This is a genomic window from Paraburkholderia aspalathi (assembly GCF_905220735.1).
Classification (GTDB): domain Bacteria; phylum Pseudomonadota; class Gammaproteobacteria; order Burkholderiales; family Burkholderiaceae; genus Paraburkholderia; species Paraburkholderia aspalathi.
In genome coordinates, this window is the sequence record NZ_CAJNBA010000003.1 from 115,257 (window position 1) to 134,824 (window position 19,568).

The window sequence follows — 19,568 nt, forward strand, 5'->3', positions numbered from 1 at the left end:
GGAAGATTGCATGAAGCTCACAAGCCCAGCAGGCCGGCACGATATTGATCGTTGACGCAGGCCTTGAAGCGGCGTCTCGTCAGTCCTGCTTTTGTATTTGTATCGCGCTTGAGCAGATGCAAGGCAATGCGGCGCAGGATTGCAAACTTCTGTGCGGCATTCTCGATTCTCACGCGGCGGTGGTCTTCGCCAAAGACCACGTCGAGCACCCGGTGCGTGCTCTTCTCAACGCCCCGAAAGGAAGTCCCCTTGGGGGCACGTACCGGTGCGAACGTATGGCATGGGAGATCCTATTTGCGTTGGCGGGCAGGCTCCTGATGTAGTAACACCGCTCAGTCGACGCGACTCCGGAGATTTCGCGCGTCGCCTCCACCATGACTACCGAACGCAGTCCCGGCCAGCGCTCAAGTGCGGCAAAGATTCCACGCACCAGGCACGCAAGCGCCCGCTGGCCGCCGCGATGGGAGCCGCGTATCGTCTTGCCGTCGAGGTCCACCACCTGATCGGCCAACGCCGGGCATAGATGCGCCGTCCAGCGTACGAAGCAGGCCTCGAACTGTTGTGCATCGAGCGCGGCAAATATACTCCCAAACGTGTCGTGCGACGCTATGCCGTTGACCAGCGGCAGGTAGCGCCGCAACCAGTCCAGCTTCGCTTCGGCCCATGTCTGGATCTCCACCCAGCTATCGGTGCCCGACAGAATTGCGCACAGTGCCACCACCAGGATCTCCGTCAGATCATGAACAGCCATGCGGATGCGCGGATCGCGCAAATTTCCAAACGCCCCTTCAATACTTAGCACGTTTTCCCGCATCGCTTCTTCCCAAGGTCAAAAGCTGGAGTAATCGCGCCTTCAACAGGGTTCACAACGATCCCGCCACGATCTGTAACGTTTCATGCAATCGTCCTGCAGCACATGGGAATCCCACGCGGATTTCAGAGAAGTCTTATGTTTCCTTACATCCCAACCCAGTAAATTAGGACTGTGGGTTGAAGATATTGGGATGTGTACGACACATTCTCATTCGCGGGCCAATGGCCCGGTGTTCGCTGGATGATCGGACGGTGACCGGCACGCTTTGTCGGTCAAGTCGCTCATGCACAACTTCTAGCGGGTTTGCGAGACGCGCCCCGGGATGCGTTCGCACTTTTCTCTTAAGTAGATAGTCGATGATGCGTGTCCAGGATTCCCTTTATATATATTTAGGATATCGAAATGAATAAAATCTACAAAGCAATCTGGAATAGAGCCACGGGGACGTCGGTTGCCGCTCCGGAGACAGCGAAAGCGCGTAGTGGAAAGTCTGCCAAAAGCACGATTGTGACCTCCGTTCTGGTCGCTGCGAGTGGCCTTGGCGCGGGACTTGCCGCCGGCGACGCTTCCGCGGGAAGCATCTTGAACTGTAAGGACGCGACAGCCTGGGGTTCGGTGACGACCGGGAGCTCTGCTGCGTGGGGTAGCAGCGCTGCGGGTCCGAAGGATTGCATCACTGGCTCCACTGGGGTCATTCTTTCCGAAGGCACCAACGGCATTGCTTCTGAAAGCAGCGCTCAAGCAGATCTGAGGGTTGGCCTGAGTGGTTCCAATTCGCAAGGTGTGATTACGCTACACGCACCGTCCGGCATCGTTATGGATGGTGATGTGACGATGGGCGGTCACGCAATCACCAATCTGAAGAATGGCGCGGTGTCTTCGTCGAGCTCGGACGCGGTGAACGGTGCGCAACTGTATGCGACGAACCAGAACGTCACCCAGAACACCAACGACATCGCGAAGAACGCAGGCGACATCACGAACATCGATTCGCGGGTGACGAACGTTGAAGGTTCGGTGAGCAGCATCACGAACCAGATCAACAACGGCGGACTGGGCCTGGTGCAGCAGGATGCGACGTCGGGTAACATCACGGTGGCGAAGGATGCCGCCGGCACGGTGGTGGACTTCACCGGCACGGCGGGTGCGCGTAAGCTGACCGGTCTGTCGGTTGGCGAGCTGAGCGCGACGAGCACGGATGCGGTGAATGGTTCACAGCTGTACACGACGAACCAGAACGTTGCGCAGAACAGCAACGACATCGCCAAAAACACGTCGGATATCGCTCAGAACACGAACGACATTTCGAAGAGCGCGGGTGACATCGCGCAGAACACCAGCGATATTGCGAAGAACGCAGGCGACATCACGAACATTGATTCGCGTGTGACCAATGTTGAAGGTTCGGTGAGCAACATCACGAACCAGATTAACAACGGCGAACTGGGTCTGGTGCAGCAGGATGCGACGTCGGGCAACATCACGGTGGCGAAGGATGCTGCCGGCACGGTGGTGGACTTCACCGGCACGGCGGGTGCACGCAAGCTGACCGGTCTGTCGGTTGGCGAGCTGAGCGCGACGAGCACGGACGCGGTGAATGGTTCACAGCTGTACACGACGAACCAGAACGTTACGCAGAACACAAGCGACATCGCCAAAAACACGTCGGATATCGCTCAGAACACGAGCGACATTTCGAAGAGCGCGGGTGACATCGCGCAGAACGCTTCGGACATCGCCCAGAACACCAGCGATATTGCGAAGAACGCAGGCGACATCACGAACATCGATTCGCGGGTGACCAATGTTGAAGGTTCGGTGAGCAACATCACGAACCAGATCAACAACGGCGAACTGGGTCTGGTGCAGCAGGATGCGACGTCGGGCAACATCACGGTGGCGAAGGATGCTGCCGGCACAGTGGTGGACTTCACCGGCACGGCGGGTGCGCGCAAGCTGACCGGTCTGTCGGTTGGCGAGCTGAGCGCGACGAGCACGGACGCGGTGAATGGTTCACAGCTGTACGCGACGAACCAGAACGTTGCGCAGAACTCGAGCGACATCGTGAAGAACACGGGTGACATCGCCCAGAACGCTTCGGATATTGCCCAGAACACGAGCGACATTTCGAAGAACACGGGTGATATCGCGCAGAACGCTTCTGATATCGCCCAAAACACGAGCGACATCACGAAGAACACGGGTGAAATCGCGCAAAACGCTTCGGACATCGCCCAGAACACGAGCGACATTTCGAAGAACACGGGTGATATCGCGCAAAACGCTTCGGACATCGCCCAGAACACCAGCGACATTGCGAAGAACGCAGGCGACATCACGAAGATCGATTCGCGTGTGACGAACGTTGAAGGTTCGGTGACCGACATCACGAACCAGCTCAACAGCGGTGAGATCGGTCTGGTGCAGCAGGATTCCGACTCGGGCAACATCACGGTGGCGAAGGGTGCTGCCGGCTCGGTAGTGGACTTTACTGGCACGGCAGGTACGCGCAAGCTGACCGGTCTGTCGGTTGGCGAGCTGAGCGCGACGAGCACGGACGCGGTGAATGGTTCACAGCTGTACACGACGAACCAGAACGTTGCGCAGAACACGAGCGACATCACGAAGAACTCGGGTGACATCGCGCAGAACGCATCGGACATCGCCCAGAACACCAGCGACATCGCGAAGAACGCAGGCGACATCACGAAGATCGATTCGCGTGTGACGAACGTTGAAGGTTCGGTGAGCAACATCACGAACCAGATCAACAACGGCGAACTGGGCCTGGTGCAGCAGGATCAGACCACACGTGATCTGACGGTTGCGAGCGACAAGGACGGCACGCGCGTCAACTTCGCGGGCACCGCAGGTGCGCGTGAACTGGTCGGCGTCGCAGCCGGCACGACGAGCAACTCCGCAGTCAACGTTGGTCAGTTGAGTCCGGTTGTTGCGTCGCTCGGTGGCGGTGCGCAGGTCAATGCCGATGGTTCGGTCACCGGCCCGACGTACCACGTGCAAGGCGGCACGCAGAACACGGTCGGCGGCGCACTCGATTCGCTCGATAACGGTCTGTCGACGCTGCAGACGCAGATTAACAACGGCAGCATCGGCATGGTCACGCAAAATCAGACCTCGCGCGACATCCTTGTCGGTGCGGCGACGGACGGTCTGCGGGTCAATATGGCCGGCACAGCGGGCAACCGCGTCGTGACGGGAGTGGCGGCAGGTGCGGTCAATGCGTCAAGCAGCGATGCGGTGAACGGCGCGCAACTGCATGCAAACGCCCAGAGTACGGCAGACGCCTTGGGCGGCGGTTCGACCGTCAATGAGGACGGCACGATCTCGATGCCCACGTACAACGTGGGTGGCACGACCGTGAGCGGCGTCGGCGCAGCAATCACCAACATCGACGGTCGTGTGACGCAAAACACGTCGGACATCGCTAGCCTGCAAACAACTGTCGGCACGATGAGCGGCTCGGTGGCGAACGCGGTGTCGTATGACAGCGCGGCACACAACCAGGTGACGTTGGGCGGTTCGGCCAGCGCGCCGAAGGTGAAGCTGACCAATTTGCAGGACGGTGAACTGTCGGCAACGAGCTCAGATGCGGTAACTGGCGCGCAGCTGTGGAATACCAACCAGCAAGTGGCTAACCTGAACCAGGCGGTGCAGAACCAGCAGTCGACCGGCAGCAGCAGCATCGCGACTGACACAGGTGGTCCGGCAGCATCGGCGACCGGCAGCGGTTCGATGGCGATGGGCGGTGGCGCTCAGGCAAGTGGCGACAACTCGGTGGCACTCGGCGCAGGCTCGGTGGCAGATCAGGCCAACACCGTTTCAGTGGGTTCGCCGGGCAACGAGCGCCGTATCACGAACGTCGCCGACGGCCAAGGCCCGACGGACGCCGTGAACATGCGTCAGTTCCAGCAGGGTATCGGCTCGGTCGCTCGTAACGCTTACAGCGGTGTTGCAGCCGCTACCGCGCTGACGATGATTCCGGACGTCGATCCGGGCAAGACGATCGCAGTCGGCGTTGGTACCGGCAACTACAAGGGCTATCAGGCTGTATCGTTGGGCATGTCGGCGCGTATCACCCAGAACCTGAAGATCAAGGCCGGTGCAGGGATCAGCTCGGCGGATACGACTTATGGCGTGGGTGCCGCGTACCAGTGGTAAGTGTCGTGTGATGGTTGCGGAAAGCGCTGCAGCTTAGGTGCTTTTCGTGAACCGGTCTTAGGTAGGTAGTAAAAAGGCGGGCTCTCTTCGGGGAGTCCGCCTTATTTTTTTGGTGCCGGTAACACGGCGCTCGTCAGACCCGATTGCATCGCACCGCGCTTGCGTCGCGATCAGAGCCAACAGGGTTTCGTGTTACGTCCTCGGATCGATCCTTCTGCGGTTGATCACTTCCTTCGCTTGCGCCAGCTTCTCGACCAGTTCCGGCCCGCGGCTCAACGCCACCCCCACCGCCAGAATATCGCCGATCGCCAGATGCGAAACGCGCGAGGTCATCGGCGAAAAAATATCCGTGTCTTCATCGACATTGGCGAACAAGCCGACCGTCGCCAGTCGCGCCAAAGGCGAATTGCCGTGCGTGATCGCAATCACCTTCGCGCCTGCCGCCAGCGCTGACTTCACTGCATCCACAATATCGCGCGTACGCCCGGTATTCGAGATCGCTACCACCACATCCCCTTCACCAAGCAGCGCCGCCGACATCAGAAACGTGTGCGGATCCGAATACGCAACGCTCGGCATGCCGAGGCGAAAAAACTTGTGCTGCACATCCAGCGCAGCAATACCCGAACCGCCCGCGCCGTAAAACTCAATGCGCCGCGCCTGCGCCAGCAGCGCGATCGCCGCCGCGACGCTATCTGACGACAAATTGTTGCGCACCTGGATCAGCGCGCCGATGGTCCGGTCAAGAACCTTCGCTGCGACGCCCGGCGTCGGCTCATCCGGCCGCACATCCCGGTAGACGGCCGGCACTTCCGCGGCTATGCCCTGCGCCAGCCGGATCTTGAACTCGCGGAAGCCCGAAAACCCCAGCGCATGACAGAACCGCGCGATGGTCGGCTGACTGACACCCGCGCGCGCGGCCACTTCGGTCATCGAGAGATCGAGTACCTCACGCGGTGCTTCGATCACGTAATCGGCCAGCTTGCGTTCTGACGGACGCAACTGATCGCGCATCTCTTCCACCTGGGACAGCATCATCGGAAAACTCGCACTATGCTGAAGAATGCGTGGACTATATCTGATTGCTGAAGAAGGTACAAAAACTACATATCGGGCCGTAGGTGTATTCCCTGGTTTTTGCCGCATACACCGCCAAAGCAAAGCCAGTAAGGCAATCCGGCCATTCAAAAATGTCGCAATGCAACAGGGGTCGCGATTGCGATCGTGTAGTTTTTCTACTAACATTGCGACGTCGACTGTTTCGACATCCCCGCGATACCTGCCTGGCATAGTGCGCCTACGCCTCACGCCAGCGACGAAGGAGCTCCGATGGTTTCCCCGCATTCGCAATTGTTGAAGGTCACGCAACGCGTGGTCGAGCGCAGCAAGCCCACTCGCGAGGCGTATCTGGCCCGTATCGAGCACGCCCAGGGCAAATTCCCGGCACGCGGCGCGCTCTCGTGTGCCAATCTGGCGCACGGGTTTGCTGGTCTTGAAGGCCACGACAAGCTCGTCATCAAGCAGATTCGCCAGCCGAACATCGGCATCGTGTCCTCCTACAACGAGATGTTGTCCGCGCACGCGCCGTACAAAAACTACCCGGACATCATCAAAGAAGCCGCGCGTGAAAACGGCGGCGTCGCGCAATTCGCGGGCGGTGTGCCGGCCATGTGCGACGGCGTCACGCAAGGCAACGCGGGCATGGAACTGTCGCTGTTCTCGCGTGAAGTGATCGCGATGAGCACCGCAGTGGCCCTCACGCACAACATGTTCGACGCGGCGCTGTGCCTCGGCATCTGCGACAAAATCGTGCCGGGCCTCCTGATCGGCGCGCTGCAATTCGGCCACCTGCCGACGATTTTCGTGCCGGCCGGCCCGATGGGCAGCGGCCTGTCGAATGACGACAAAGCCAAGACACGCCAGCTGTTTGCCACCGGCCAATGCGGCCGCGACGCGCTGCTCGAAGCAGAAGCCGCCGCGTATCACAGCCAGGGCACCTGCACGTTCTACGGCACGGCAAACAGCAACCAGATGCTGATGGAAGTGATGGGCCTGCATCTGCCGAGTTCGGCGTTCGTGCACCCGCATACGCCGCTGCGCGACGCATTGACCGCGCAGGCCGCACGCCGCGTGCTCGACCTGACGGTAGATCGCGGCAACTACATGCCGATTGGCCACGTGGTCGACGAAAAAGCGATCGTCAACGGCATCGTCGCGTTGCTGGCAACGGGCGGTTCGACCAATCACACGCTGCACCTCGTCGCAATCGCGCGCGCGGCCGGCATTGTGATCGACTGGGATGACTTCGACACGCTGTCACAAGCCGTGCCGCTGCTCGCCAAGATTTACCCGAACGGCAAGGCCGACGTGAATCACTTCCACGCCGCGGGCGGCGTCGCGTTCCTGGTTCGCAATCTGCTGGAAGGCGGCTTGCTGCACGAAGACGTGAACACCGTCGCCGGCAAGGGTCTCCATCACTACACTGAAGAGCCGAAGCTGCTCGACGGCAAGCTGCAATGGGTGCCGGGCACGGAAAAGAGCGAAGACACGGCGGTGCTGCGCGGCATCAAGGAACCGTTCCAGCCGGACGGCGGCTTGCGTCTGATGCAAGGCAAACTCGGCCGCGGCGTGATCAAGATTTCAGCAGTCGCAGCGCAGCATCGCAAGGTGAAGGCGCCAGCGATTGTGTTCGATTCGCAGGAAGCCGTGCAGGCGGCGTTCGACAACGGCGAACTCAAGCGTGATTTCATTGCCGTGGTGCGCTTCCAGGGCGCCCGCGCAAACGGCATGCCCGAACTGCATCGTTTGACGCCGTTGCTCGGTGTGTTGCAGGATCAAGGTTTTCACGTTGCACTGGTCACCGACGGCCGCATGTCCGGCGCATCGGGCAAAGTGCCGGCGGTGATTCACCTGTCGCCGGAAGCGTTGCTGCAAGGCCCGATCGGCAAGGTTCGCACGGGCGACATGCTGGTGATCGATGCGGACGCAGGCGTGCTCGACATCGAAATCGATGCAGCCGAATGGGCCGCGCGGCCGGAAGCGTTGCCGCAGCATCAGGCGGAAAACGAAGTCGGCTTCGGCCGTGAACTGTTCGGCGTGTTCCGTGCGGCGGCAGCGCCGGCGGAGCAGGGCGCCTCGGTGTTCGGTCCGATGGTGGGCGAGCACGGCGGACACAAGAAAGCACACTCAAGCACCACTCAAGCCAGCCACGAGCTGCAGAAACAAGGAGTCTGACTATGACGGCGAAAACAGTAAGCGATATCGTGCGCCTCGGCCCGGTGATTCCGGTGCTCGCGTTCGACTCGGTCGAACAGGGCGAAAACGTGTCGCGCGCGCTGCATGCGGGCGGCGTGAAGGTGCTCGAAATCACGTTGCGCACGGCTGCGGGGCTCGGCGCGATCGAACGCGCGAGCCAGCTGTCCGAAGACATCGTGGTTGGAGTCGGCACGATCACGAAGCCCGAGCATTGTTTTCAGGCGAAGAAAGCGGGCGCGCAATTCGGCGTGTCGCCAGGTCTGACGAAAGACATGCACAAGGCAGCCCAGGATGCGGGTTTGCCGCTGCTGCCGGGTGTCATGACGCCGAGCGACATTATCGCGGCGCTCGAACTCGGCTACGAAATCGTCAAGTTCTTCCCGGCGCAGCAAGCCGGCGGTATCCCGATGCTGCAGGCGTTTTACGGCCCGTTCCCGACGTTGAAATTCTGCCCGACTGGCGGCATCACGGCCGAAAGCGCCATCAACTTCTTGGCCCAACCGAATGTGGTGTGCGTGGGCGGATCGTGGTTGACGCCGAAGGCCGCACTTGCCGCGCAAAACTGGGACGAAGTTACGCGTCTCGCACGTGCCGCCAGCGAGCTGGCCGCGCCTGCCCATTGAGTTGAAACGGCCCGTACCTTAGTCCAGTAACCAGGTCCTACACAAAGGAGCCTCGTCGAAACAGCCTGTCAGGCTGTCGCGCCGAGGCTCCTTTGCGATATGCATGCCGGATTCACGCGCTTTTAAAGACAACAAACAGTAAAATTCAGCGTCCGCGCGGCTTGCCGGGTTTTCAGGCACCGCTCGAGGTCGCCGTGAGACAGGTGCCAGCTGTGTTCCGCACCAACAATCAATAACGCAAAGGAGGAGCTTCATGGAAGCTGTCCACGGCAGCACGCTGCTGGTCTTCGCGGTGATCGCCATCGCACTTCTGATCCTGCTGATCACCCGCTACAAGGTTTACCCGTTCCTCGTCCTGATCATCGTTTCGCTGCTGTTGGGTCTCGCATCCGGCATGCCGATCGGCACGATCGTCAAATCGTTCGAAACCGGCAACGGCAACACGCTCGGCCACATTGCGATCGTGGTCGGCCTCGGCACCATGCTCGGCAAAATGATGGCCGAATCGGGCGGCGCCGAGCGCATTGCGACCACACTGATCGACAAGTTCGGCGAGAAGCATATTCACTGGGCGATGATGGTCGTGGCGATCATTGTCGGTTTGCCGGTGTTTTTTGAAGTCGGCTTCGTGCTGCTGATTCCGATTGCGTTCAACGTCGCCAAACGCACCAACAAGTCGCTGCTGCTGGTCGGCCTGCCGATGGTTGCGGGGCTGTCCGTCGTGCACGGTCTGATTCCGCCGCACCCGGCTGCGATGCTCGCGGTGCAGGCGTATCACGCCGACATCGGCAAGACGATTGCGTACGGGCTGATCGTGGGCGTGCCGACGGCGATCGTCGCCGGCCCGCTGTTCGCGCTGTTGATCAGCCGTTACATCAAGCTGCCGGAAAACAATCCGCTCGCCGCGCAATTCCTCGGGCACGGTGACGACGCGCAAAATAACGCGAAGAGCGCGGCGCCCAAGCGCGAGTTGCCGAGCTTTGGCATCACGTTGTTCACGATTCTGCTACCGGTGATTCTGATGCTGGTCGGCAGCTGGGCCGACCTCGTGTTTACGCCGAAGACCCTGGCGAACGACCTGCTGCGTTTCGTCGGCAACTCGGACGTCGCGCTGTTGATCGCCGTGCTGGTCAGCTTCTGGACCTTCGGCGCGAGCCGCGGCTTCAATCGTGAGCAGATCCAGAAGTTCTGCGGCGAATGTCTGGCGCCGATCGCGGGCATCACGCTGATCGTGGGCGCGGGCGGCGGCTTCGGGCGCGTGCTGATGGATAGCGGGATCTCGAAGGAAATCGTCAACGTGGCGACGGCCATGCATCTGTCGCCGCTGCTGTTCGGCTGGCTGGTGGCCGCGCTGATTCGTCTGGCTACGGGTTCGGCAACCGTTGCGATGACGACGGCCTGCGGCATCGTTGCGCCGATCGCTTCGGCTAGTGGGGTGCAGGTCACGCCGGAATTGCTGGTGCTCGCCACCGGTTCAGGCTCGCTGATTTTCTCGCATGTGAATGACGGCGGTTTCTGGCTGATCAAGGAATACTTCGGTATGACGGTGGGGCAGACCTTCAAGACGTGGTCGCTCCTCGAAACCGTTATTTCCCTGATGGGCTTGGGTTTGACTTTCGCGCTCGCGACGGTCGTGTAAGGAGTTTTTGATGATTTTGATCGCAATGGGCGTGTCGGGCGCCGGCAAAACGAGGATTGGCGAAATGCTGGCGGAACGCCTGCACTGCGCATTCACCGACGGCGACGCGTTTCACAGCGCCGCCAACAAGGAGAAAATGCACCACGGCATTCCGCTGACCGACGAAGACCGTTGGCCGTGGTTGCAAACCATCCGTGTCGCGATCGAAGAAAAGCAGCGGGCGGGCGAGAAAGCGGTGTTCACGTGCTCGTCGCTGAAGCGTTCGTACCGCGATGTTCTGCGCGGCGGGAGCAACGGTGACAAGGACGTATGCTTCGTTTATCTGAAGGGTTCGTTCGAGGTGCTGCGCGAGCGGCTGACCACGCGCACCGGTCATTTCTTCGATCCGTCGCTGTTGCAAAGCCAGCTCGATACGCTCGAAGAGCCGGGCCCGGACGAAGCGATCACGGTGAGCATTGAGTTGTCGCCAGAGGCGATCGTCGACGAGGTGTTGAGGCAGATGACGGAGCGGTGAGGTTTTAGTTAAACCCGCTGACGTTGCAAGATGAAAAAAAGGCGCTCACGTTTGTGAGCGCCTTTTTTATGGCCGAAGCTGCAAGGCAGTGACTGGGTCTTAAGCGATCCGCTTGGCCAGTTCGACTGCCTTGCCGATATACGAACCCGGCGTCATGGCGAGCAAACGATCCTTCGCATCTTGCGGAATCGCGAGACCGGTCACGAACGTTTGCAGCGCTTCACGCGTGATGCCCTTGCCGCGCGTCAGTTCCTTCAACTGCTCATACGGGTTCTCGATGCCGTAACGGCGCATCACCGTTTGAACCGGCTCGGCCAGCACTTCCCAGCAGTTGTCGAGGTCTTCGTTCAGACGCTGCGCGTTCACTTCGAGCTTGTCCAGACCGCGGATCAGCGAGTCGTACGCGAGCAGCGAGTAGCCGAACGCGACGCCCATATTGCGCAGCACCGTCGAGTCGGTCAGGTCGCGCTGCCAGCGCGAAATCGGCAGCTTGTCGGCGAGGTGGCGCAGCGTGGCGTTGGCGAGACCGAGATTGCCTTCCGAGTTTTCGAAGTCGATCGGATTGACCTTGTGCGGCATCGTCGACGAACCGATTTCGCCGGCCTTCGTGCGTTGCTTGAAGTAACCGACAGAGATGTAGCCCCACACGTCGCGGTCCAGATCCAGCAGGATCGTATTGGCGCGCGACACGGCGTCGAACAGTTCGGCCATGTAGTCATGCGGTTCGATCTGGATCGTGTACGGATTGAACGTGAGCTTCAGGCGCTGTTCGACCACTGCGCGCGAGAACGCTTCCCAGTCGAATTCCGGATACGCGGACAGGTGTGCATTGAAGTTGCCGACCGCGCCGTTCATCTTGCCCAGCAGCTCGACCTTGGCGATACGGTCGATCGCGCGTTCCAGACGTGCGGCGACGTTGGCGATTTCCTTGCCGAGCGTGGTCGGGCTGGCCGGCTGGCCGTGCGTGCGCGACAGCATCGGCTGTTCGGCTTGCGCGTGAGCCAGCGCAACGAGGCGCTGATGCACCGAGCGCAGTGCCGGCAGAATCACGTGTTCACGCGCGCCGGCGAGCATCAGGCCGTGCGACGTGTTGTTGATGTCTTCCGAGGTACAGGCGAAGTGGATGAACTCGCTCGCGCGTTCCAGTTCTTCCTGACCCTTCACCGATTCCTTCAGCCAGTACTCGACCGCTTTCACGTCGTGGTTCGTCACACGTTCGATGTCCTTGATGCGCGCGGCGTCGTGCGCGGTGAAGCGCTCGGCCAGTTGCAGCAGGAATTGTTCGGCGGCTTCGGAAAAGCGCGGCACTTCGGCGAAACCGGCGTGCGAGAGCGCGATTAGCCAGTGGATTTCAACCGTCACGCGATTGCGCATGAAAGCGGCTTCCGAGAGCCAGTCGCGCAGGGCTTCGGTTTTCGAGGCGTAACGGCCGTCGAGCGGGGAGAGCGCGTTCAGCGCGAACAGGGTGTCGGGGCGGGTGTCGGACATGATGGGGGCCGGAGTCAAAGCGAGCGCTCAGCGAGCGGATCGGGAACGGAGGGAACCGCGAATTTTACCACTCAACCCGGCGGCCCCACCCCGCGCCGCTAGAATGCTGACTTCCTCCCTCCCGCTGGCAGCAGGCTTCGCATGGAACTGAAATGGCTCGAAGACTTCGTTTCGCTCGCGGAAACGCGTAGTTTCAGCCGCTCGGCCGAATTGCGTCATGTCACGCAACCGGCGTTTTCGCGGCGAATTCAGGCGCTCGAAGCGTGGCTCGGCACCGAACTGATCGACCGTTCGGTTTATCCGACGCGACTAACTGCGGCCGGCCAGGTGTTCAACGAGCAGGCGCTCGCGATGCTGTCGCAGTTCCACGAGGCACGCGCGCTACTGCGCGGCCATACGGCCACGCCGCAGGCGACCATCGAGTTCGCGGTGCCGCACACGTTGTCGCTCACTTACTTCCCGCGCTGGCTGCAGCGCATCGAAGCGCAGATGGGTCCGATTCACACCCGGCTGCGGGCGTTGAACGTGCACGATGCGGCGTTGTCGCTGGTGGAAGGCGGCTGCGATCTGATGATGGGCTATCACCATCCGAGTCATCCGGTCGCGCTCGATCCGGCGCGCTACGACATGCTCACGCTCGGCAACGAGCCGATCAGCCCGTTCTCCGCGCCGGCCCGCGCCGGCCGGGCGCGTCACACGTTGCCGGGCACCCCCGAGGCGCCCACGCCCTATCTGTCCTACACGCCAAACGCGTATCTGGGCCGCATGACCGAGGTGATCCTCGCCAACGCGCCGGAGCGCCTGTATCTCGACCGGCTGTACGAAACCGACATGGCCGAGGGACTCAAGGCGATGGCGCTGGCCGGCCACGGCATCGCCTTCCTGCCACACAGCGCCGTAGAAGACGCAGTCGCCGACGGCAAGCTGATCCGGCTCGACCGCGCGACCCGCGGCACGCCTGAGGGGCAACTCACGCTGACCATGGAGATCCGGCTCTATCGCGACAAGCTCGTAGCGAAGACCGACGATGCGCGGCAGATACTCGTGCGGCAACTGTGGGATGTGGTGTCCGAGGAGATCGCTCAACGCGCAAGCGCTGCCTGAGAACCTGCTTCCCCACGACGCGAATTTGCGGGTTTTTGATGGTTATGCATAAAAAACATAATCGGATAATGAAACGGCATTGGATTTCAAAACGGCGTTTTTCGACAATGCTGTCACTCGATCAACGCCGGAGCGTTCATGTCATCCCAGCAACAAGCAGCACAATCCGCGTCAACGTTGCAGTCTGTTCCTTCCTACCTGAATAAAGATGACCTCGGCCCGTGGGGCAACTACCTGCGTCAGGTCGACCGTGTCGCGCCGTACCTCGGTTCGCTGTCCCGCTGGCTCGAAACCCTGAAGCGCCCGAAGCGCATTCTGATCGTCGATGTGCCTATCGAACTCGATAACGGCACGGTCGCGCACTTCGAAGGCTATCGCGTGCAGCACAACGTGTCGCGCGGTCCGGGTAAGGGCGGTGTGCGTTATCACCAGGACGTGACGCTGTCGGAAGTGATGGCGCTGTCGGCGTGGATGTCGGTGAAAAATGCTGCTGTGAACGTGCCGTACGGCGGTGCGAAGGGTGGTATCCGTGTCGATCCGCGTACGTTGTCGCGTGGCGAGCTGGAGCGCGTCACGCGCCGCTACACGAGCGAAATCGGCATCATCATCGGACCGAATACCGACATCCCCGCGCCGGACGTGAACACGAACGAGCAGATCATGGCGTGGATGATGGACACGTACTCGATGAACCAGGGCCAAACGGCTACGGGCGTCGTGACGGGCAAGCCGATCGCGCTGGGTGGTTCGCTGGGCCGCCGTGAGGCTACGGGCCGCGGCGTGTTCGTGGTGGCCTCCGAAGCGGCACGCCGTATCGGTGTCGACATCGAAGGCGCACGGATTGCCGTTCAGGGTTTCGGTAACGTGGGCGGCATCGCCGCACGTTTGTTCCAGGAAGCGGGCTCGAAGCTGGTCGCGGTGCAGGATCACACTGGCTCGCTGTACAAGTCGACCGGTATCGATGCTGTTGCGCTGGCGGATTACGTGGCGAAGAACGGTGGCGTAGGCGGTTTCCCGGAAGCCGACGCAGTCACGAACGAAGAATTCTGGACCGTCGAATCGGACATCCTGATTCCGGCCGCGCTGGAAAACCAGATCACCGAAAAGAACGCCGGCAAGATCAAGACGAAGATCGTCGTGGAAGGCGCCAACGGCCCGACCACCACGGCAGCGGACGACATTCTGCACGACCGCGGCATCCTCGTGATTCCGGACGTCGTGGCCAACGCCGGCGGCGTGACGGTGTCGTACTTCGAGTGGGTGCAGGACTTCTCGAGCTTCTTCTGGACCGAAGACGAGATCAACCAGCGTCTCGAGCGCGTCATGCGCGAAGCATTTGCCGCAGTGTGGCAAGTGTCGAGCGAGCAGAAGGTGTCCGTGCGGACGGCGGCGTTTATCGTCGCATGTAAGCGGATCCTCGAAGCGCGCGAATTGCGCGGACTGTACCCCTGATCGATTGGCTTGAAACGGCGGCCCGCCACCTCGCGGGCCGCTGCGAATCCTTGCTTTGACGTGGTCCACAAGACCGCGTGTTTCACCCGGCGGGCGGCATCCTATCGATGCCGCCCGCCTTTGCGTATCCGTCGTGTTTGCATTGCCCGGTTAAGCCCCCGTAATCTCGTAGCGGCGCGCGGGCGCAACAAACATGGTTTATAGCAATACTTTCAGAATAATTACTTTGCTAAACTGGCGCCGGTTCTTGCCAAGGAGATCACACATGAAGGTTAAAAAAGCTGCGCTGCTGCTCGCGACTCTCGGACTGTTTACGGTTGGCGCGCATGCGCAAGACGCTGGTACGCTCAAAAAGATCAAGGACACGGGTGTCATTTCGCTGGGGCACCGCGAATCGTCGATCCCGTTTTCGTATTACGACGACAAGCAGAATGTCATCGGCTACTCGCAGGAATTCGCGCTGAAGGTCGTGGAGGCGGTCAAGGCAAAGCTGAATATGCCTAACCTGAAGGTCAAGCTCACGCCTGTCACGTCGCAAAACCGTATTCCGCTGGTGCAAAACGGCACCGTCGACATGGAATGCGGCTCCACTACGAATAACACCGAGCGCCAGCAACAGGCTGCGTTCTCGAACACGATCTTCGTGATCGGCACGCGCCTGATGACGAAGAAAGACTCCGGCATCAAGGACTTCGCTGACCTGAAGGGCAAGACGGTCGTCACGACCGCCGGCACGACCTCCGAGCGCCTGCTTCGCAAGATGAATCAGGACAAGAGCATGGGCATGAACATCATCAGCGCGAAAGACCACGGCGAGTCGTTCCTGACGCTCTCCACCGGCCGCGCTGCTGCGTTCATGATGGACGACGCGCTGCTGGCTGGCGAACGCGCCAAGTCGAACAACCCAGGCGATTTCGTGATCGTCGGCACGCCGCAATCGCATGAAGCGTACGGCTGCATGATTCGCAAGAACGATCCGGAATTCAAGAAGGTCGTCGACGACGCGATCGCGAAGGTCGAAACCTCGGGCGAAGCCGATCAGATCTACAAGAAGTGGTTCGAATCGCCGATTCCGCCGAAGGGCCTGAACCTGGCCTTCCCGGAAAGCGACGACATCAAGGCGCTCTACAAAAGCCCGAATGACAAGGCAATCGATTAAACCTTAGCTGTTTTTTTGAAACGCTGAACGAAACGGAAGGGGCCACGCGCTTCTTCCGTTTCTTTTTGCTGGAGTCTTGGTCATGTCATATCACTGGAACTGGGGCATTCTGCTGAGTCCGGTCTCCACCGGCGAGCCGACCACCTATCTGGGCTGGCTGCTGTCCGGCTTCTGGGTGACGATTACCGTGTCGCTGTCGGCATGGGTGATCGCGCTGATCGTCGGTTCGTTGTTCGGTGTGCTGCGCACGGTGCCGAACAAATGGGCGTCGGGTATCGGCACGCTCTATGTCGCGATCTTCCGCAACATCCCGCTGATCGTGCAGTTCTTTATCTGGTATCTGGTGATACCGGAGTTGCTGCCCGCGTCGATGGGGAACTGGTACAAGCAACTGCCGCCGGGCGCGCAGTTCTTTTCGTCATCGATTATCTGTCTCGGACTATTCACCGCCGCGCGCGTGTGCGAGCAGGTGCGCTCGGGTATCAACGCATTGCCGCGCGGCCAGCGCGCCGCGGGTCTGGCAATGGGTTTCACGCAATGGCAGACGTATCGCTACGTGCTGTTGCCGGTTGCGTACCGGATCATCGTGCCGCCGCTCACCTCCGAGTTTCTGAACATCTTCAAGAACTCGGCGGTTGCGTCGACCATCGGTTTGCTGGATCTGTCGGCCCAGGCGCGCCAACTGGTCGACTATACGTCGCAGACGTATGAGTCGTTCATCGCGGTTACGCTGGCCTATGTGCTGATCAATCTGGTCGTGATGCAACTGATGCGCTGGGTCGAAGCCAAGACCCGGTTGCCCGGCTATATCGGAGGTAAGTGATGCATCATTTCGACTGGAGCGGTATTCCGGGCGCACTGCCTACGCTGTGGACCGGCGCTATCGTCACCATCAAGATCACGCTGATTGCGATTGTGATCGGCATTGTCTGGGGCACCCTTCTCGCGATCATGCGGCTGTCGCCGATCAAGCCGTTCGAATGGTTCGCCAAGGCCTACGTGACGGTGTTCCGTTCGATCCCGCTGGTGATGGTGCTGCTGTGGTTCTTCCTGATCGTGCCGCAGGTGCTGCAGAACGTGCTGGGCTTGTCGCCGGATATCGACATTCGTCTGGCATCTGCGATGGTCGCTTTCTCGCTCTTTGAGGCGGCGTACTATTCGGAGATCATCCGCGCCGGCATTCAGGCGGTGCCGCGCGGGCAGGTCAACGCCGCGTTTGCGCTCGGCATGAGCTACCCGCAGGCGATGCGCCTCATCGTGCTGCCGCAGGCGTTCCGCGCGATGGTGCCGCTGCTGCTTACCCAAGGTATCGTGCTGTTTCAGGATACGTCGCTCGTCTACGTGATCAGCCTCGCCGACTTCTTCCGCACCGCCACGAATATTGGCGACCGTGACGGCACGAATGTTGAAATGGTACTGTTCGCGGGCGCGTGTTATTTCGTGATCTGCGTGATCGCGTCGAGCCTCGTCAAAGGTCTTCAGAAAAAGGTCGCAAGATGATCTCTATCAAGAATGTTTCGAAGTGGTACGGTCAGTTTCAAGTGCTGACGGACTGCACGACGGAAGTCAAAAAAGGTGAAGTGGTGGTGGTGTGCGGGCCGTCGGGCTCGGGCAAGTCCACGCTGATCAAAACCGTCAACGGCCTCGAGCCGTTCCAGAAGGGCGAGATCGTCATCAACGGCCAATCGCTGACCGACAAGAAAACCAACCTGTCGAAGTTGCGTGCGAAGGTCGGCATGGTGTTCCAGCACTTTGAGCTGTTCCCGCATCTGTCGATCGTGCAAAACCTGACGCTCGCACAGGTCAAGGTGCTCGGCCGCTCGAAGGACGAAGCCACGACCAAGGGCTACAAGCTGCTCGATCGCGTCGGCCTGCGTGCGCATGCGGACAAGTTTCCGGGGCAATTGTCGGGCGGTCAGCAGCAGCGCGTGGCGATTGCACGCGCGTTGTCGATGGACCCGATCGCGATGCTGTTCGACGAACCGACTTCGGCACTCGATCCGGAAATGATCAATGAAGTGCTCGACGTGATGGTCGAACTCGCGCAGGAAGGCATGACGATGATGTGCGTCACACACGAAATGGGCTTTGCCAAGAAGGTCGCGCACCGCGTGATCTTCATGGACAAGGGCTTGATCGTGGAAGACGATAAGAAAGAAGACTTCTTCGCGAATCCGAAATCGGATCGTGCGAAGGATTTTCTGGCGAAGATCCTGCACTGAGTTTGTTGCTGGACCACGCTGATTAAGTGGCGCGAGCAGAAAAAAAGCCGCTTCGAAAGAAGCGGCTTTTTTGTGTCTGATGACGTTTCAGGCCTTCGCGAACGCCGCCCAACCTGGGTCAGGATTCGAAAGCGGCGGTGTCGTCTGCGGCTTCGAGGTCGAGCTCGGCGGCTGTGGCCACCGCCTCAACCGAAGCCGCAATCGTAGTCGCAGAAGCCGACGCATCCAGCGCCGGATTGAGTAGCTTCTCCAGCACCGAAGCCGGCACCGGCACGTTAACCCGGCCGATCACTTCGCCATGCTGGAACATCAGCAGATCGCCCGGTTTGAAGGCGGTCCACACTTCGTTGTCGGTGAGCGGCTTGGTCGCAATCACGGCGACGCGGTCTTCCGGTGTCGTGTATTTGGCGAAATCGATCGACACGTCCGCATCGACCAGATGCGCGGTCGAGAACGGCCAGCGCCGCACGATGTAATGCAGATGCGTCGAGCAATGCGCGAACAGCGCCTGCCCGTTCGACATCAGGAAATTGAACACGCCAAATTGCGTGATTTCGCGCGTGAGCGTTTCGAGCGCCGCGAACAGCTCTTCCAGCGGCGGCTGGCAGCCCGGAAAAGCCTTGCGCAAGCCTTGCAGCAACGCGCAGAAGGCGAGCTCGCTATCGGTTGTGCCGACGGGTTGATAGACGCCGTTGAGCGCCGGCGAATAATCTTTCAGGTCGCCGTTGTGCGCAAAGATCCAGTGACGCCCCCACAGTTCACGCATGAACGGATGGCAGTTTTCCAGCAGGATGTGCCCTTGCGTTGCCTTGCGAATATGCGCGATCGTGTTCTTCGATTTGATCGGGTAGCGCTTGACCATCTCGGCGATCGGCGAGGTGGCCGACGATTGATGGTCGATGAACAGGCGGCAGGCTTTGTCTTCGAAGAAGGCGATGCCCCAGCCGTCCGCGTGGTGATCGGTGACGCCGCCGCGCGCCGCAAAGCCGGTGAACGAGAACGTGACGTCCGTCGGCGCGGCGCAGTTCATTCCGAGAAGTTGGCACATGTTGCGGGTAAGCCTGTGAACGGGGCGAGCCGTTACAATGATGATTTTCCAAGCATATCACCGAGCCAGAA

The 19,568-nt window shown here is 60.5% G+C and carries 16 protein-coding genes; 11 read left to right on the forward strand and 5 right to left on the reverse strand.

All coding sequences use genetic code 11. From position 1 onward, the window contains the following. Nucleotides 1-17: 17 nt before the first annotated feature. Together KHO30_RS39765 and KHO30_RS19340 are read right to left on the reverse strand one after the other, a co-directional pair. Nucleotides 18-209 (reverse strand): hypothetical protein, encoded by a 192-nt coding sequence (locus tag KHO30_RS39765; protein ID WP_408381931.1) that lies wholly within the window; start codon nt 207-209, stop codon nt 18-20. Next, nucleotides 170-814, reverse strand: coding sequence for an ISAs1 family transposase (locus tag KHO30_RS19340; RefSeq protein WP_408381930.1), 645 nt, complete (start codon nt 812-814; stop codon nt 170-172). Before KHO30_RS19340 ends, KHO30_RS39765 begins: the two co-directional genes overlap by 40 nt. Nucleotides 815-1,216: 402 nt before the next feature. On the opposite strand from KHO30_RS19340, the gene KHO30_RS19345 reads away from it, so the two are divergent. Then, the gene (locus tag KHO30_RS19345) at nt 1,217-4,993 is read left to right on the forward strand and encodes a YadA-like family protein (RefSeq protein WP_211701901.1); all 3,777 of its coding nucleotides are present in this window, start codon (nt 1,217-1,219) and stop codon (nt 4,991-4,993) included. 192 nt (nt 4,994-5,185) lie between these two features. Here the strand turns inward: KHO30_RS19345 and KHO30_RS19350 are convergent, their stop codons facing one another. After that, nucleotides 5,186-6,031 carry a MurR/RpiR family transcriptional regulator gene (locus KHO30_RS19350; protein ID WP_093635458.1) on the reverse strand — a complete coding sequence of 282 codons (846 nt, stop codon included), beginning with the start codon at nt 6,029-6,031 and terminating at the stop codon, nt 5,186-5,188. Between the two features lie 291 nt (nt 6,032-6,322). Between KHO30_RS19350 and edd the strand changes: the two genes are divergently transcribed. The 4 genes from edd (at nt 6,323) to KHO30_RS19370 (ending at nt 11,024) form a co-directional block, all read left to right on the forward strand. Next, a complete protein-coding gene (gene edd, locus KHO30_RS19355; protein ID WP_093635460.1) occupies nt 6,323-8,227 on the forward strand; it encodes a phosphogluconate dehydratase in 1,905 nt (634 codons plus the stop codon). A 2-nt stretch (nt 8,228-8,229) separates the two neighbouring features. Then, the gene (eda, locus tag KHO30_RS19360; RefSeq protein ID WP_054034506.1) at nt 8,230-8,871 is read left to right on the forward strand and encodes a bifunctional 4-hydroxy-2-oxoglutarate aldolase/2-dehydro-3-deoxy-phosphogluconate aldolase; all 642 of its coding nucleotides are present in this window, start codon (nt 8,230-8,232) and stop codon (nt 8,869-8,871) included. A gap of 253 nt (nt 8,872-9,124) precedes the next feature. Next, nucleotides 9,125-10,510, forward strand: coding sequence for a GntP family permease (locus KHO30_RS19365; RefSeq protein ID WP_093635464.1), 1,386 nt, complete (start codon nt 9,125-9,127; stop codon nt 10,508-10,510). A gap of 10 nt (nt 10,511-10,520) precedes the next feature. After that, the gene (locus KHO30_RS19370) at nt 10,521-11,024 is read left to right on the forward strand and encodes a gluconokinase (protein ID WP_093635466.1); all 504 of its coding nucleotides are present in this window, start codon (nt 10,521-10,523) and stop codon (nt 11,022-11,024) included. 99 nt (nt 11,025-11,123) lie between these two features. Here the strand turns inward: KHO30_RS19370 and purB are convergent, their stop codons facing one another. Then, complete coding sequence (gene purB, locus KHO30_RS19375) at nt 11,124-12,512, reverse strand: adenylosuccinate lyase (RefSeq protein ID WP_211701902.1); 1,389 nt, start codon at nt 12,510-12,512, stop codon at nt 11,124-11,126. Nucleotides 12,513-12,653: 141 nt separating this feature from the next. Here purB and KHO30_RS19380 point away from each other — a divergent pair, with 141 nt between their 5' ends. From KHO30_RS19380 to KHO30_RS19405, 6 genes are all read left to right on the forward strand, one after another. After that, on the forward strand, nt 12,654-13,616 hold the full coding sequence (locus tag KHO30_RS19380; protein ID WP_093635468.1) for a LysR family transcriptional regulator: 963 nt from the start codon (nt 12,654-12,656) through the stop codon (nt 13,614-13,616). 138 nt (nt 13,617-13,754) lie between these two features. Next, a complete protein-coding gene (locus KHO30_RS19385; RefSeq protein WP_054034502.1) occupies nt 13,755-15,068 on the forward strand; it encodes a Glu/Leu/Phe/Val family dehydrogenase in 1,314 nt (437 codons plus the stop codon). A gap of 265 nt (nt 15,069-15,333) precedes the next feature. Next, entirely contained in the window at nt 15,334-16,227 is an 894-nt protein-coding gene (locus KHO30_RS19390) for a glutamate/aspartate ABC transporter substrate-binding protein (RefSeq protein ID WP_054034501.1), read from the forward strand. Nucleotides 16,228-16,309: 82 nt separating this feature from the next. Then, nucleotides 16,310-17,050: an amino acid ABC transporter permease gene (locus tag KHO30_RS19395; RefSeq protein WP_200618173.1), complete on the forward strand. Its 741-nt coding sequence runs from the start codon at nt 16,310-16,312 to the stop codon at nt 17,048-17,050. Beyond that, nucleotides 17,050-17,727, forward strand: a complete 678-nt coding sequence (gene gltK, locus KHO30_RS19400; protein WP_054034499.1) for a glutamate/aspartate ABC transporter permease GltK — start codon at nt 17,050-17,052, stop codon at nt 17,725-17,727. Before KHO30_RS19395 ends, gltK begins: the two co-directional genes overlap by 1 nt. Further along, nucleotides 17,724-18,449 (forward strand): amino acid ABC transporter ATP-binding protein, encoded by a 726-nt coding sequence (locus KHO30_RS19405; protein ID WP_054034498.1) that lies wholly within the window; start codon nt 17,724-17,726, stop codon nt 18,447-18,449. Before gltK ends, KHO30_RS19405 begins: the two co-directional genes overlap by 4 nt. Nucleotides 18,450-18,567: 118 nt before the next feature. Here KHO30_RS19405 and KHO30_RS19410 read toward each other — a convergent pair whose 3' ends face one another. After that, a complete protein-coding gene (locus tag KHO30_RS19410; protein WP_200565196.1) occupies nt 18,568-19,497 on the reverse strand; it encodes a class II glutamine amidotransferase in 930 nt (309 codons plus the stop codon). Nucleotides 19,498-19,568: the final 71 nt, after the last annotated feature.